Raw genomic sequence first — 12,935 nt, 5'->3', positions numbered from 1 at the left:
AGGAAAGTATTGGGCTTTACCTAACTGTGTGAATCATTTTGTATTTAACTTGAACGAAAACTGAACCACAGTTTAATTTGCTCGTTTTAAGCCACCATGACTTCATTTACTTTTATTAACAATCTGTCCATATAACCGTCCCACGTATATGAAGCAACTGCCTTATGCGCATTAGAGCATAAAGTAACGTAATTTTCAGCGTCCAGTATTTCTTGTATACATTCCGCTAAAACTTCTTTTTTAAATTCGTTACAGTATAAGCCAAAGGTTATATTTTCGCCGAACTCTTCAACGAAATCAGCGTATGGCGACACAATCACTGGATTATGAAAATACATAGCTTCAATGGTTGATGAGTAACCAGCCCATAATGGAGTCGGATTGATGAAAATTTTAGCATCAGATAATAATTCATAATAAGTTTTTTTTTCCTGAGGATTCTCTTTTCGCAAATAACCGTGACATTTAACGCCCTTAGGTAGATTATTAAATTCCTCTTTTGTCATTCCAACAATGTTCAACTCAAGATCAGGGTTAGCCTTAAGTAGCTCTTTGTAGGAATCTATCAGAAGAAGGGCTCCATTCTTATACTTATTATCCCCAATAAACAATAAACTGTTTGATTTCGCTTTCCTAGCTATTGCGTCTTTAGACGAAACTTCAGTCCAATAGTAGGAATTGACTACATTTCCTCCTAAATAATATATATTTGGATTTCTGTACGCTTTTTTCATATACTCTGCGCACTTAGGAAAAAGCGATACAACGAGTTTAGCCGATTCAATTGTTTTTTTTTGGTAGCTTATGTACTCTTTTTCAAAGGCATAGGGCTCTCTTTTTAATCTTTCTTTTATAAAAAGCTCGTAAGTCCAGTCACAGAATAAAAGCGAAGGCTTTTCTGAGTATTGATTATAGAAACTAAAAGTCATAAAGATGCTTAAATCACTATTTGAGTATTGTTTAATTGCTTTTCTAATTTTTCGATTTATTAACCAACGATGCCATATTGTTCTGTCATAAGCATAAACATGATCTTTAAAAAATAGTGATAATATTTTATATATCATTGTTGAATATATAAAATTGAAATATCTATTTATGTCAATATTAACCCTATTTACTTTTATCCCTTTCTCTATTAATGTTTTAGTAAAAAAAAATGGAATATTTGACCAAGTAGATAAATTTTCTGAGTCTCCATTTGTAAATACTGTAACCTCTTTTATTTCATTTATTTCCATGAGGCTGTTATTCTTTTTAATTGTAACAAACAAGTAATCGTATGTCTTCAAAGTTAACTTGTTTGTTTGTAGATTATCGACAAATCAACGAAAGTTTAAATTGTGCTATAGATACGTGCTATTATAGCATAATTTTAACTTTCGTTGATTTATTCTATGTAGTATTTGTTAATTGCACTCTTATATTTTTTTTCCTTATTTATCATTTCCTTTTTAATAAATCACCAGGCGTTCATATTTCCTTCAAACATTGATTTTATAGTTAACCAACAAATCCACATGTCTAAGGCAGGGGACTTTTTTCGATTATAAAAGCGATCGTACTTTACTCTATGTTGCATTTTAATCAATTGATCTGTTTCGCCCCTGCAACCGCGTACTTGCGCTAATCCTGTAATGCCTGGTTTGACTCGGTATCTTTTTCGGTACTCGGGCATCGTATTCCAAAATTGAGCGCTATGCTGCAAGGCATGAGGCCGGGGTCCTACAATACTCATGTCACCGATAAGAACATTTATAAATTGAGGCATTTCGTCCAAATTTGTTCTGCGTAGGAAGCTTCCTAAAGAAGTTACCCGGTTATCGTTTTTTGTCGCTTGCTGGAACGATGCATTCGGATTATGTGTCATGGTTCGAAACTTCAGACAGCGAAAAGACCTCCCTCGGTAACCAGTACGTTTTTGGATAAACAAAATTGGGCCTGGAGATTCTATTCGTATCAGTAAGCCTATGATGGGAATCAACCAGGATAAAACAAAAATGGATATAAGTATAGCGGAACAAATATCAAAGGCTCGTTTTCCCAGTTGATGGTGAGTCAATTCATGGCGCCTAATTTGTGAATCAGCATATACATATAAAGTTTTGTAGTTTGAATCAAGGCTTAACATAAGAATGAGTTTATTAAAAGTGTGTAATAGAATTTGTTATTTATTATATAGTTTAAATAGTTGCGATTTAATTGGACTTTTTTATTAATTCCTGATAATCGCTATAGTTATAACTATAATTAAGCGACTCACCTTCTCCTACGCCATTTAGGATAATGCTTAGTTTGGGAAAGCGTTGTTCTTTATAGAGCGTGTCTACTGTCTTGATATAGTTTTTAGGCGTATGGTCATGACGTACCAAGAACATTGTCGCATCAGCAAAAGGAGCGATCAGTTGTGAGTCGGTTACCAGTCCAATGGGTGGTGAGTCAACCAATATGTAATCAAATTGCTCTTTTAATCCCAAGAACAATTCTTCCATGCGAGGAGAGCTTAATAACTCTGCCGGATTAGATGGCAGTGGACCTGCTGTTATGATGTAATAGTTAGGATAGCCCATAATCGGGTGGAGCAGGTCATCTATAGTTGCCTCGCCCATTAGGTAATTACTCAGTCCTGCCCGGTTTTCGATGTGCAGAGTTTTATGTAACCTTGGCTTTCGCATATCCATTTCCAGTATAACCGTTTTGCGATTGACCATTGCCAGACTGGCTCCCAGATTCAACGAAATGAAGGATTTACCTTCTCCACTAATGCTGGAGGTAAATAACAAAACCTGACTTTTTTGTGGATCGCTACGTAGGAAATGCAGATTTGTGCGTAATGCCCGTATTTGCTCACCCATTACCGACTGTATACCCGGATTGAGTATAAGATTGTCCGTACTTTTTTGACTACCCTTTACGACTTCGCCAAGAATAGGTATTTGAGTAACTTCTACTACGTCGGCCCGGCGCAATACATTATCGTTTAGGGCGTCTTTAGCCGTAATAAACCCTATGGGTATCAAGAGTCCCATAACCGCAAACAGAGCAAAAATCATCATCTTAACCGGTTTAACAGGTCTGTTACTGGTATGTGCGGCATCGACAGTTCGGCTATCTGACATCCTGGAAGCGGCTGAGAGAGCCGTCTCTTCCCGCTTTTGCAATAAGTAGGTGTACAACCCATTTTTAATAGATTGTTGCCGGGTAATATTCAATAAGGCACGCTCTTTACCCGGTATGGTTCGGATAATATCCTCCATACGCCCATTATTGGCGACGAGTTGAGTTCGGTTACTAACTAATTGCTGACGGATAGTCTGAATATTTTCGTTTATGCTGGCCTTTATGGCTTTGAGCTGGCTATCGAGCGATTGAAGCAATGGGTTGTTCGACGACATAGTTCTCGATACGTCCTCTCGTTTTAGTTCCAGCTCAGCTACTTTGGACAACAGACCCGTTAATATGCGGTCATCGAATCCCAATGTTGCGGGAGCCACGCCCTTCTCTCCTGAATGATTTTGAACATACCGCTCAATATCTGCTAAAGCACCTAAGCGCATATTGACTTCATTCAGTTGTGTATCGTTTTCTTTGACAGCCGTTAGAAACGTTTGTGCCTGTACGCTCAGGTCTGTAATGCCCTGGGTTGATTTGTAGGCTTCAACCTGTTTTTCCACAGTAGATAGTTCACCTGAAATCAAAGCCAATCGGTCCTCAATAAAATTGAGTGTTTTGCTGGCTTCTTTATTTTTATCGACAATTTCTTCTTTGTTATATTCGCTAATGAGCTGATTCAAAATTGCTTCCCCTCGATCAGGAACTGATTCCTGTAGCGTCATGACCAGTACCGTAGACAATTTCGAGGTGGGTTCAATTTTCAGATTTGCTAAATACCTTTCAATCGCATCGCTATGGGAAGAGATCGATGCAAAAACGGTCTCCAGCTTACTGTTAAGAGGCTTTCGTGCAAATATCCGTAACTGGCCAAGGGGGGTCTGAATGCTTTGATTGACAGGGTAGGCTTGCCCATTTAACTTTACCGTTTTGGCATCGACAAACGAGAAGTGTAAATCTTCCAGATAGAGTTGTGGCGTAGGTTTCTCTACAAGAAGTCGAATGGGTGATTCCTGGTAAATCTGTTTTTTGAGTGTGCCGGTCGGCCGGTAGTAGCTTACATCGAGTCCCAGATTAGTGACAACCCGATCCATTAATGTGTAGGACTTAAGGATTTCGATCTCATTCTCCACCAGTTTACTCTGTGTGAAGATGTCAATTTCCTTCATGGCACTTTGCTCCGAAATGCCTTTCCGCTCGTCTTTGACCAGGACACTAGCTTGTACGTTATAAACTGGTGCTTGGTACAGTAGGTACACGTAAGCGGCTGCCAACGCCAGCATCATTGTAAGTACAAACCACGGCCAGTTGCGTGCATAGCGCATGAATAGGGCACGCAGGTTAGTTTGCGGTTCTACTTCGTAAGCTTGGTATGGTGTGTATAGGTTGGTATTCATATTAATTCCGGCTGACAATGATGGCGATAAAGGATAGCGCACTAAGAATAATAGGTAAAAGCACGTACGTCCGATCGGCGTTGGCAATGCGAGCTTTGCCAGGCTCGACATAAACAACATCATTCGGGTGCAGGTAATAATAGGGCGACTTGAATACATCGCGCTTCGTTAAATCGATGCGATTGAAGGTGCGTTGCCCATTTTCTTCCCGGATAATCAATACATTGTTTCGGCGGCCGTAGATCGTTATGTCACCAGCCAGGCCTAGTGCGGCTGGCAACGAAATTTGGCCATTGGGAATCGAGAAGAGGGACGGATGGGCTACTTCTCCAGACACAGAGATTTGAAAGTTCAGGTTTCTGACGTTTACCGTTGGCTCTTTCAGGTAATCGAGTAATTTTTTTCGAATCAGCGCTGCCGCCTGTGTATTGGTCATTCCCTGAACAGTTTGCACACCAATCAGAGGTAATTCTATCTGCCCTTCTTCACTGACCAAATAGCCGGGCGTGTAGGGCAATGGCGTTGTTGGGGTTACCTGCTGTGGTCCTCCAGCCCGCTCCGCTGTGGCCATGGCTGAATATGGATTAAAGAACGCCGTCGCTTCAGGACTAAGACTGCTCACCTGAACGGATAGTACATCACCTGTTTTAATAGTTTGCACATACCGTGGTGCCAGCGCTATCGAGTCTTTCTCGCCTGTATTTGCCTGGTACAAGACCAGCTCTTTGCTGGAAATACAACTTGACAAGCTTATACACAAACCAACAAACCAATACCCTAAATGGGTACGTACTTTACTTACGTTCATACAAGTTACTTCACTAAGCCTAGGAAACTGATTTGATATAGGGGGATTGTCGAGATCTCTAACTCTATAATGTAGGTGCTAAGGCTGCCTATAGGTAATGGATGCCTGTCGAAATTTCAGTGAAGGGGAAGGCTTTTCTACGCGATATACGCTGGTAGAAGAAAATAATATATGATCTGTAGCCCAGCCATTATTAGTTGCTGTCGAAGCCTTAATGAATGTGGACGTTAGTGTAGGAGTAGTTCGAATGGTCGACTTAGTGGTATGCCGTTTTAGGTCATGTAATTCCCGACGCGTGTATATGAAATGTGTTTTGAGATATACGTTCTTTTTATTGCATCCACATATTTCCGAAAGATGACTCTCGTAAATTGGAAATCTTAGGTGAGATACGTCTATTTTCATTTGGACAGTACGTTGATTAAAAAAGAGGGGTCACAACTAGTTCAAAAATTTAAGCTGGGCAATTTGTTATATATTAAAATCGCTCTTTATGCTACTGTATATTTAGATAAATAAGACATAGGATATAGTTTTAGCTCTTTACATTACTATTTATTTTATTACTTTCAATTAGGAAAGTAGTTTTGACTTTTAAACAGGTCAGCGCCAGGTCTATTTAGATAGTACTTTATGTAAAAACCGTTTCAATGTTGGACCTTGTTAAAGTACAAATTTCAAGGCTGGATCAAGTCGATTTTATACGCTCACTATTGATATAAATTATGCTCTGTAATCTCTACTGGTTTATGCAAAATCAAGAAAAGGGGTATTCTTAAGCTGTAGCTCCAATAGATAATATATAAAACTTTATCCATATAAATCGTACAAGTTGTAATCAAAATTAATACAAAATTCGGCTTATGAAGTGCTCCGCAAAATAAATTATTGTAACACAAGTCCAGGCTTTACAACATATGAATGTATTTTTATGTCGGTTTTAGTTATCTTCTTTGTTTATTATTTTTAAAATAAGATTATTAAAGGGGATTGAAATTCTTAATTGAGTCGTAATAGTATTAGATTTATTATATAATTATTTCTTTTAATTAACGAACAAATTTAGCCATTTATTTTTTTTTAATTAACTTAATTGCTATGTGTGTTTACTTGATTTGTTGCTTTTTTTGAGCGAATAAATGAGTGAAAAATTCAAATAGGGTACTTATGCTCTCTGATGAGGAAATACTGTAGTTGTAGGAAGGAAATTTGTGCTACTGAAAAATGAGCCAGGTTACTTTTTTTAAGTTTAATGCTCCATCAACTCAGGTTAAGCATTTAATAAACTTCTATTTCAAGGCTTCCTTAAATCATGGAGAGTTACTTATCTATATAGTCTTCTTTTTATGATGGAATTGTATCGAAACTTGGAGTAAATAATTAAAGTTGGCTCACTTTTTAATTCAATTCCATTTTGCTATGTTAAAGTGATTTGTCACTTCATTTGAAGAAAGTGTTCCTTTTGTTTTTTTATTTGACTAACGTCAATTGGTAAGCTGGAGAGTCGTGATTACGAATGTTACATTACGTCATTTTCCACTAATTTTTTGATCTCCACTAAAATTGGGTTCCAGCCTTCACCGCCATTATAGGTATCGGTGTATCGTCGTTCGCCATCGGCAACCGTGGCGAAGTCGCCCTGGGTTACTACCAAATGGGTTTGTCCGTTCTCTTCAGACAAGTCATACGTAACCATTACGTAATTCTCAGGAATATCGGCAAGCGTCGAATTTGGGTCGAAGGTTGTGTAGGATAAATGGGTATTAGGCTCAATCGCTACAATTGTCCCTTTTACGAAAACCATTGGTTGCCCTTCCCAAACTCCTTGCCAGGGCAATGGACTTTCAACGTTCCAGTTGGAAACAGTTTCGCAACCGAACATATACTTTTTCGTCTGCTCCGGGTTCGTCAGTGCGTCCCAGACGGTAGCGATTGGTGCATTGATGAGTATACTGCTTGTTACAATTAATTCATTGGCCATAACTACGTTAGTTTGAGGTCAGAATACAGGCTGTCAATCAAGCGATAGTTGCTTGCCTGAAGATTATTGATTATTTACACAAAGATTAGCTGACGCACTGACAACGGTGTGTCAGCAGGCGTAGGCATAAGATGCAGTCCGTTACGTTGTTTGGTTGTTTTTATTCACTGACGGTTTGTGCTGCGTAATGCGCTTGAATTTCCTGCGCCAATCGCTGCATAATTGTGTGTAACGATTCGGGTTGCTCGATGGTCGTTGCGTTGCCGTACATCAGTAACCAGCGGGCCAATCCTTCCAGGTACGGTGTCTGAAAATGCATCCGGACGTGATCGCCCATATCTTCTTCGTGCTGAAAGCCGAAGTAGTGTTTCTGCTCATGCATATAACGGGCTGCCTTTTTGCGAAACACAATCGTTACGTATACCATCGGCATATCGACATCCAGTCGTTTCAGGTATTCCTGCAATGTCAGGCGATCCCGACGGGCAAACCGTTCACCTGTGTCGGTAAGCTGGCGAATGCGATCAATGCGGAAATCACGGTAGTCCTGACGGATGCGACAAAAAGCAATTAAATGCCAGCCCATGTGATAATGATACAGGCCAAGGGGCTCTACTTCGCGCTGGGTTTCGGCGTCTTTGTATTGAGAATGGTACTGAATGTCGAGGACATGATGTTGGGCGATGGCTTGCTGAATATCATTGAGAAGCTCATTGGAATACGGAACTCGATGGGTGGGTGTTGCTACGTCGATGTGCGCGTCCAGATCGTCCAGGTGTTCCTGATCGGAGCGTTTCAACACGGATTTGATTTTATACAATGCCGATTCAAATTCGGTGCGTACGGACTCGTCAGCCCATTTTTCAATCAATTTACCCCCCAGCATCAGGGCTCTGGCTTCGGCACTGGAAAACATGACGGGCGGCAGGTGATAATCCGTCAGAAAATAACCAACACCGGCTTCGGCTCCAATTGGCACGCCGGCTTCTTCCAGTGAGCGAACATCACGATAGACGGTTCGGAGGCTAATGTCGAAACGGTCGGCTAATTCCTGCGCACGAACAACGCGCTTGGTTTGCAGGTGAATCAGGATGGCGGTCAGGCGGTCAAGGCGATTCATGGTTGAAAGGAGGGTAAAGCTAATTGCAAATTACGCTGGTTCGATTGAACAAGTAGGCACTTTTTTGCGTAACAGTCATAACGCAATTCTAAACAGTATGAGCACGAACAGCCTCCACAATAACACCCATCACCACCGCTTCGAATTAGACGTTGACGGTAAACTGTCCATTGTTGAATACCAGCAGGTCGATGATGAAACGCTGGCCCTGACGCACACAGAAGTTGACCCCAGTCTGGAAGGGCATGGCGTCGGTTCTAAGCTGGTCGAAGATGTTTTACAATACGTTGAGCAGCATAACCTTAAAATCGTGCCGCTCTGTCCGTTTGTGACGGCCTATCTGAAACGCCATCCCGACTGGAATCGGGTCGTTTCGTCCGCCTATAGCATCAACGATTTTTAAGGGATTGAATGAATCGTTTTTTTGTAATGGGCATTCTGCTTTTGGGGCTTTGTGTTAATGGCTTCGGCCAACTAACGAGTTACCGTGTGTTATTTGGCCTCACAACACAGCAGCCCCAACAGATTGTGCTACGTCAGTGGCAGCAACGGGCGCAGACCCGCTATCTGGTCGTGAATCCACGAACGCTCGAAACGGCTATAATAGCACTCCCACCGAACGGCGTGAAAGTGCTGTCATGGTCGAGCCTGATGCAACAGCTAGGCCAGACACCTTATGGCCGGGCAATGCGATTCGAGCAACGGCGCGACCAGAATTTGCAGGACGCCGGTATCGAACGTACTGACACAACCGAACGGGGATTCAGCCTGACGATTGACCTGTGTCCTTCCACAAAGCCATTGACACGCTCGGTTTTTGAGCAGTTGATCAAGGCTTTTGAACCGGAAGAAAAGCCAATTCCAGTAACCATTACGATTACGGGTCTCTGGATGGAGAAGCACCCGCAGGACCTGGCTTACCTGAAAAATTTGGTCAGTCAGGCAGAGCTGGATATCACATGGGTTAATCATACGTATCATCATCGGTATGATCCGAGACTTCCACTGTACGCCAACTTTCTGCTCGAACCCACTACGAACCTGAACGACGAAGTGCTGCTGAACGAACAAGCCATGCTGATAAATGGCCTGAAGCCTTCTATCTTCTTTCGGTTTCCGGGTCTGGTTTCCGATAAATCCGTGTTCGACCGCGTGCTGGCATTTGGCCTGTTGCCCATCGGTAGCGATGCCTGGTTAGCCAAAAATGAACAGCCCAAACAAGGCAGTCTGGTGTTAATTCATGCTAACGGAAATGAGCCGTTGGGCATCACCGATTTCATCAATCTAATTCGGCAAAAGTCGCCGTATATCCGTAACAAATCGTGGTTACTCTATGATTTGCCCACGAGCGTGGCAGAGGAAAAGTGAGAAAGATATATGAGGTAGGGTGTATAATATATGTCTTGCCATCTACGCATCATATATTATACACCCTACTTCATACATCATTTCCCCCGTTGTTCCATTTCTTCTATTTTCTGACGTAGCAGCCGGACTTCGCTGATGAGTATTTGCATGTCGCTGTCAGCTTGATCCTGGTCATCTTCCACGAAAAAATTGGCCACGTAGCCGGTAAACGTACCGAATAAGCCCACCCCGGCAATCATCAGAACGGCCGCAATAAGTCGCCCAATTGTCGTAACGGGAAAACGGTCACCGTAGCCAACGGTTGTGATGGTCACAAAAGCCCACCAGAGCGCATCGGATGGGGTTTTGATATTGGCTTCGGGAACGCGCTCAACGTAGAGAATAGCCACGGCTCCGAAAATCATGAGGAGAACGGCGCTAAGTAACACAATCGCTAACGTACCATTAGCCCGGTCGCGAAAGACGTATTGCAGAAAATCACGAATGGAACGAAACGACCGGACCATCCGCAAAATCCGAACGACCCGCACCAATTGTCCCAACCTGAACCAGTCGAGCGCCGGAATACTGGCTAACAGATCGATCCAGCCCCAGCGTAAAAACGCCCATTTGTTCGGGGCCTGGTAAAGTCGCAGAAAGAAATCGAACAGAAAATAAAAACAGATACCCGTATCAATGTGATCGAGCAATAGCCGGTTCTGCTCGTCCATCGGAACCAGTTCCCGGATGAGCAGGGCGATGACGACGTAGACCGACAACACCAGCATAATGACCTGGTGCAGGGTTAGTTTCTGGGCTGACGGTTTATCTTTCTTCATGGCGTTCGGGGCTTGGGTGGGTGAATGGGTGAAATTCGATCTTTTTTCTTCACCCACCGCCATATGTCCGTCACCAGGGCCGGATAAATAGTAACGCCAATGCTGTAATAACTCCCGTTGAAATTCTGGTTGATGGCGGTTTGGAATATGGAAACCCGATAGCCGATCTGGGCACTAAGACCTACCCAGCGTGTTGCTTTCCACTGCCCATACACACCCGCCTGCAAAGGCACGAAAAAACTTCGGCGCGACCGATCAACAGGGGTTTCCTGCCGTAAATTCAGCGGTAGTGCATAAGCGATGCCCCCACCAAGTTCAACCGGAAAACTCACCATCCATTTCTTGTTGTTCGTCAAATTCCACCAGTACATCAAGCTTACATACCACAAGTCGGTGCGGGTGTAGTAATCGAGGTTAATGCGCCGGGCCGCGTCGCGTTGCCAATTAATCAGCCGTAAATACGTAGCATAGTTGATCCAGTAATAGCCGAGCGTTAGTTGGTGGCGTTTGGGACCATACTGAATACCTGCATTAATTCCCCAGACGTTTACGTGCTGGCTTTCAAGGAACGAATCCCTGAAATCGAGGTTAAAGGCCGGTTTAATGAAGAAATGGGATGGTCGTGTCGTATCGACCGGGGGAGTTGAGTCAATCCGGGGCGTCAGAAGTGAACAAACGAACAGGTACAAAGCAACCATAATGCTCTACTAACCTGAAAAATCGCTTTTGGGTTAACCAGGCGTTTTACAGAAAGCCGTGCCACGGTTATTAATAAAGATCAAACTAACCGTGGCACGGCTTCCTGTAAAAACGCCTGGTTAAAATTCAACGTGCGTTCGCAACGCAAACAAATGTACCGGTCCCCGATCTGCATTGTAACCTGGATGCTGGACTAACTGGTAGTCCAGTGTCAGATAGAGTGTATGGGCGACTCGGGCTTTGTAAAATACTTCCAGACTATTTTCTGTCCCGTAATTGGGTAAACTACTATCGCCCAGCATGAACCCTGTTCCACCCGCATCAAGGAAAGCGATGTGATCGGCCGAAATACCGTTTCGGGCTACGGCTATGCCCACAACATCGTTTTGGCGGTGCCAGCGCGTGCCACCAATGTAGGCGCCTACCGTAAGGCTATTGTCAATTTCGGTAAACGCCCAGGTGGCGGTATGCCCATCGTTCCAGCTGGCTCGCCCGAAAAGGCCCCCTACGTCGCCCAGCGGTTGTTCGACATTCAAACCCAATCCATATTTGACTCCGCCGTACCGGGTGCCGGTCAGTAGATAAGGGGGATCGGTAGGGTAGGTGCCCGTCTGTAATAACTGCGTGGCTGAGCTATAGGTTGGTGCTTTTGTTACGTTGCGGAAAGCCAGCAACCGAACGGTTCCTGCGCGAGGCAGTAGCCTGAACTTATGTTCGAGTTCCAGGGTCAGGGCATGGGATTTGCTAATATTCCAGTCCAGTACGTTGCCATTCGCGACAGTGGGCATAAGAGCCGCTGCAACCCGAATGGCGTAGTTTGGCCGGATGTATTCGGTGGCGAGACTCCATGTATAACCTCGTGTGTTGGCCGGGTAATCCCAGGCGCCCATGTTCATCAGCGACCAGTTCGAAAACTGACTTCTGGGGTCATGTGCATAGGCGTTGTTATCAAATATATCGGCAATGGAGAATTTGCCCGCCGTTATCACCAGCCGGGACGGAGGGATGGGTTCCTCGACCTGGTTTGCTTCTGATTCGGCCTCGTTGGAGGCATCTGTGTTTAGCGGAATAATTTGTTCGATATAAAAACGGGCAATGTACAGAGCTGGCCGGGCGCTGCCGATGCGAAAGGTTTCACCATTGGGAAAGCCCGCTATACCAACGGCGGTCGCGTACAGACTTTCGTCATAGGGAGCCTGACTGTCGCGATGACCAACCCCTCGTCCACCAGCGAGTTCGGGATTTACATAAACCGCGGCTCCGCGCCATAGCCGACGTCCCAGAAATAGCGTCGTTGTCACCGATAAGGCCGTGTCTGGTAACGTACTCAACGTATTGCGACCATCATAACCGGCTCCATTGAAGCGGGTGTGTCCCTGTACAATTGTTGTGAACTGAAAGTGCAGGCTCCAGTTCTTGAGCGAGTCGAGGTAGTTATTATTATTATCCTGCTGTGCGTGTACGGCTGATCTGGTGGCGAGCGCTAGCACTAAACAAAACCAGCCTCGAAGGTTTCCCATGAATTTCATGCCGGAAAACTAACTAAAATCGCTTTATGAGCTATACTGTATCTATAAAGCGTTGAAAATGAGAAATCAGTCAGGTGAAGTCGTGCGGAGCGGCATGAATTAGT

11 protein-coding genes are annotated in these 12,935 nt (G+C 43.7%); 2 read left to right on the top strand and 9 right to left on the bottom strand.

Going from position 1 to position 12,935, the window contains the following annotated elements; all coding sequences use genetic code 11:
- Nucleotides 1–86: 86 nt before the first annotated feature.
- The 6 genes from ACYVEA_RS04070 to ACYVEA_RS04045 all read right to left on the bottom strand — a co-directional run bounded on the left by ACYVEA_RS04070 (nucleotide 87) and on the right by ACYVEA_RS04045 (nucleotide 8,417).
- Nucleotides 87–1,241: a glycosyltransferase family 4 protein gene (locus ACYVEA_RS04070; RefSeq protein WP_461112050.1), complete on the bottom strand. Its 1,155-nt coding sequence runs from the start codon at nucleotides 1,239–1,241 to the stop codon at nucleotides 87–89.
- A gap of 221 nt (nucleotides 1,242–1,462) precedes the next feature.
- Nucleotides 1,463–2,131 (bottom strand): sugar transferase, encoded by a 669-nt coding sequence (locus tag ACYVEA_RS04065; protein WP_461112049.1) that lies wholly within the window; start codon nucleotides 2,129–2,131, stop codon nucleotides 1,463–1,465.
- A 67-nt stretch (nucleotides 2,132–2,198) separates the two neighbouring features.
- Entirely contained in the window at nucleotides 2,199–4,508 is a 2,310-nt protein-coding gene (locus ACYVEA_RS04060; protein ID WP_461112048.1) for a GumC family protein, read from the bottom strand.
- Between the two features lies 1 nt (nucleotide 4,509).
- On the bottom strand, nucleotides 4,510–5,316 hold the full coding sequence (locus tag ACYVEA_RS04055) for a polysaccharide biosynthesis/export family protein (RefSeq protein WP_461112047.1): 807 nt from the start codon (nucleotides 5,314–5,316) through the stop codon (nucleotides 4,510–4,512).
- A gap of 1,519 nt (nucleotides 5,317–6,835) precedes the next feature.
- Nucleotides 6,836–7,297 (bottom strand): SRPBCC domain-containing protein, encoded by a 462-nt coding sequence (locus ACYVEA_RS04050; protein ID WP_461112046.1) that lies wholly within the window; start codon nucleotides 7,295–7,297, stop codon nucleotides 6,836–6,838.
- 160 nt (nucleotides 7,298–7,457) lie between these two features.
- On the bottom strand, nucleotides 7,458–8,417 hold the full coding sequence (locus ACYVEA_RS04045; RefSeq protein WP_461112045.1) for a helix-turn-helix transcriptional regulator: 960 nt from the start codon (nucleotides 8,415–8,417) through the stop codon (nucleotides 7,458–7,460).
- 97 nt (nucleotides 8,418–8,514) lie between these two features.
- Here ACYVEA_RS04045 and ACYVEA_RS04040 point away from each other — a divergent pair, with 97 nt between their 5' ends.
- Both ACYVEA_RS04040 and ACYVEA_RS04035 read left to right on the top strand, forming a co-directional pair.
- Nucleotides 8,515–8,820: a GNAT family N-acetyltransferase gene (locus ACYVEA_RS04040; protein ID WP_461112044.1), complete on the top strand. Its 306-nt coding sequence runs from the start codon at nucleotides 8,515–8,517 to the stop codon at nucleotides 8,818–8,820.
- Between the two features lie 8 nt (nucleotides 8,821–8,828).
- Nucleotides 8,829–9,785 (top strand): polysaccharide deacetylase family protein, encoded by a 957-nt coding sequence (locus tag ACYVEA_RS04035; RefSeq protein ID WP_461112043.1) that lies wholly within the window; start codon nucleotides 8,829–8,831, stop codon nucleotides 9,783–9,785.
- 77 nt (nucleotides 9,786–9,862) lie between these two features.
- Here the strand turns inward: ACYVEA_RS04035 and ACYVEA_RS04030 are convergent, their stop codons facing one another.
- The 3 genes from ACYVEA_RS04030 to ACYVEA_RS04020 all read right to left on the bottom strand — a co-directional run bounded on the left by ACYVEA_RS04030 (nucleotide 9,863) and on the right by ACYVEA_RS04020 (nucleotide 12,822).
- Nucleotides 9,863–10,603 carry an ion transporter gene (locus ACYVEA_RS04030; RefSeq protein WP_461112042.1) on the bottom strand — a complete coding sequence of 247 codons (741 nt, stop codon included), beginning with the start codon at nucleotides 10,601–10,603 and terminating at the stop codon, nucleotides 9,863–9,865.
- Nucleotides 10,600–11,301, bottom strand: a complete 702-nt coding sequence (locus ACYVEA_RS04025) for a hypothetical protein (RefSeq protein ID WP_461112041.1) — start codon at nucleotides 11,299–11,301, stop codon at nucleotides 10,600–10,602. The genes ACYVEA_RS04030 and ACYVEA_RS04025 overlap by 4 nt, the downstream gene beginning before the upstream one ends.
- 120 nt (nucleotides 11,302–11,421) lie before the next feature.
- Nucleotides 11,422–12,822, bottom strand: coding sequence for a carbohydrate porin (locus ACYVEA_RS04020; protein ID WP_461112040.1), 1,401 nt, complete (start codon nucleotides 12,820–12,822; stop codon nucleotides 11,422–11,424).
- Nucleotides 12,823–12,935 lie beyond the last annotated feature (113 nt).

The organism is Spirosoma jeollabukense, from assembly GCF_054777855.1.
Note: the sequence above shows the minus strand (reverse complement) of the source record. Positions and strands in the feature narration are given on the sequence as shown.

Bases quoted from the DNA above. Each gene is read 5' to 3' on its own strand.
- ACYVEA_RS04030 (WP_461112042.1), bottom strand. From the start codon at position 10,603: ATGAAGAAAGATAAACCGTCAGCCCAGAAACTAACCCTGCACCAGGTC.
- ACYVEA_RS04035 (WP_461112043.1), top strand. From the start codon at position 8,829: ATGAATCGTTTTTTTGTAATGGGCATTCTGCTTTTGGGGCTTTGTGTT.
- ACYVEA_RS04045 (WP_461112045.1), bottom strand. From the start codon at position 8,417: ATGAATCGCCTTGACCGCCTGACCGCCATCCTGATTCACCTGCAAACC.
- ACYVEA_RS04050 (WP_461112046.1), bottom strand. From the start codon at position 7,297: ATGGCCAATGAATTAATTGTAACAAGCAGTATACTCATCAATGCACCA.
- ACYVEA_RS04040 (WP_461112044.1), top strand. From the start codon at position 8,515: ATGAGCACGAACAGCCTCCACAATAACACCCATCACCACCGCTTCGAA.
- ACYVEA_RS04020 (WP_461112040.1), bottom strand. From the start codon at position 12,822: ATGGGAAACCTTCGAGGCTGGTTTTGTTTAGTGCTAGCGCTCGCCACC.
- ACYVEA_RS04055 (WP_461112047.1), bottom strand. From the start codon at position 5,316: ATGAACGTAAGTAAAGTACGTACCCATTTAGGGTATTGGTTTGTTGGT.
- ACYVEA_RS04070 (WP_461112050.1), bottom strand. From the start codon at position 1,241: ATGGAAATAAATGAAATAAAAGAGGTTACAGTATTTACAAATGGAGAC.
- ACYVEA_RS04025 (WP_461112041.1), bottom strand. From the start codon at position 11,301: ATGGTTGCTTTGTACCTGTTCGTTTGTTCACTTCTGACGCCCCGGATT.
- ACYVEA_RS04060 (WP_461112048.1), bottom strand. From the start codon at position 4,508: ATGAATACCAACCTATACACACCATACCAAGCTTACGAAGTAGAACCG.
- ACYVEA_RS04065 (WP_461112049.1), bottom strand. From the start codon at position 2,131: ATGTTAAGCCTTGATTCAAACTACAAAACTTTATATGTATATGCTGAT.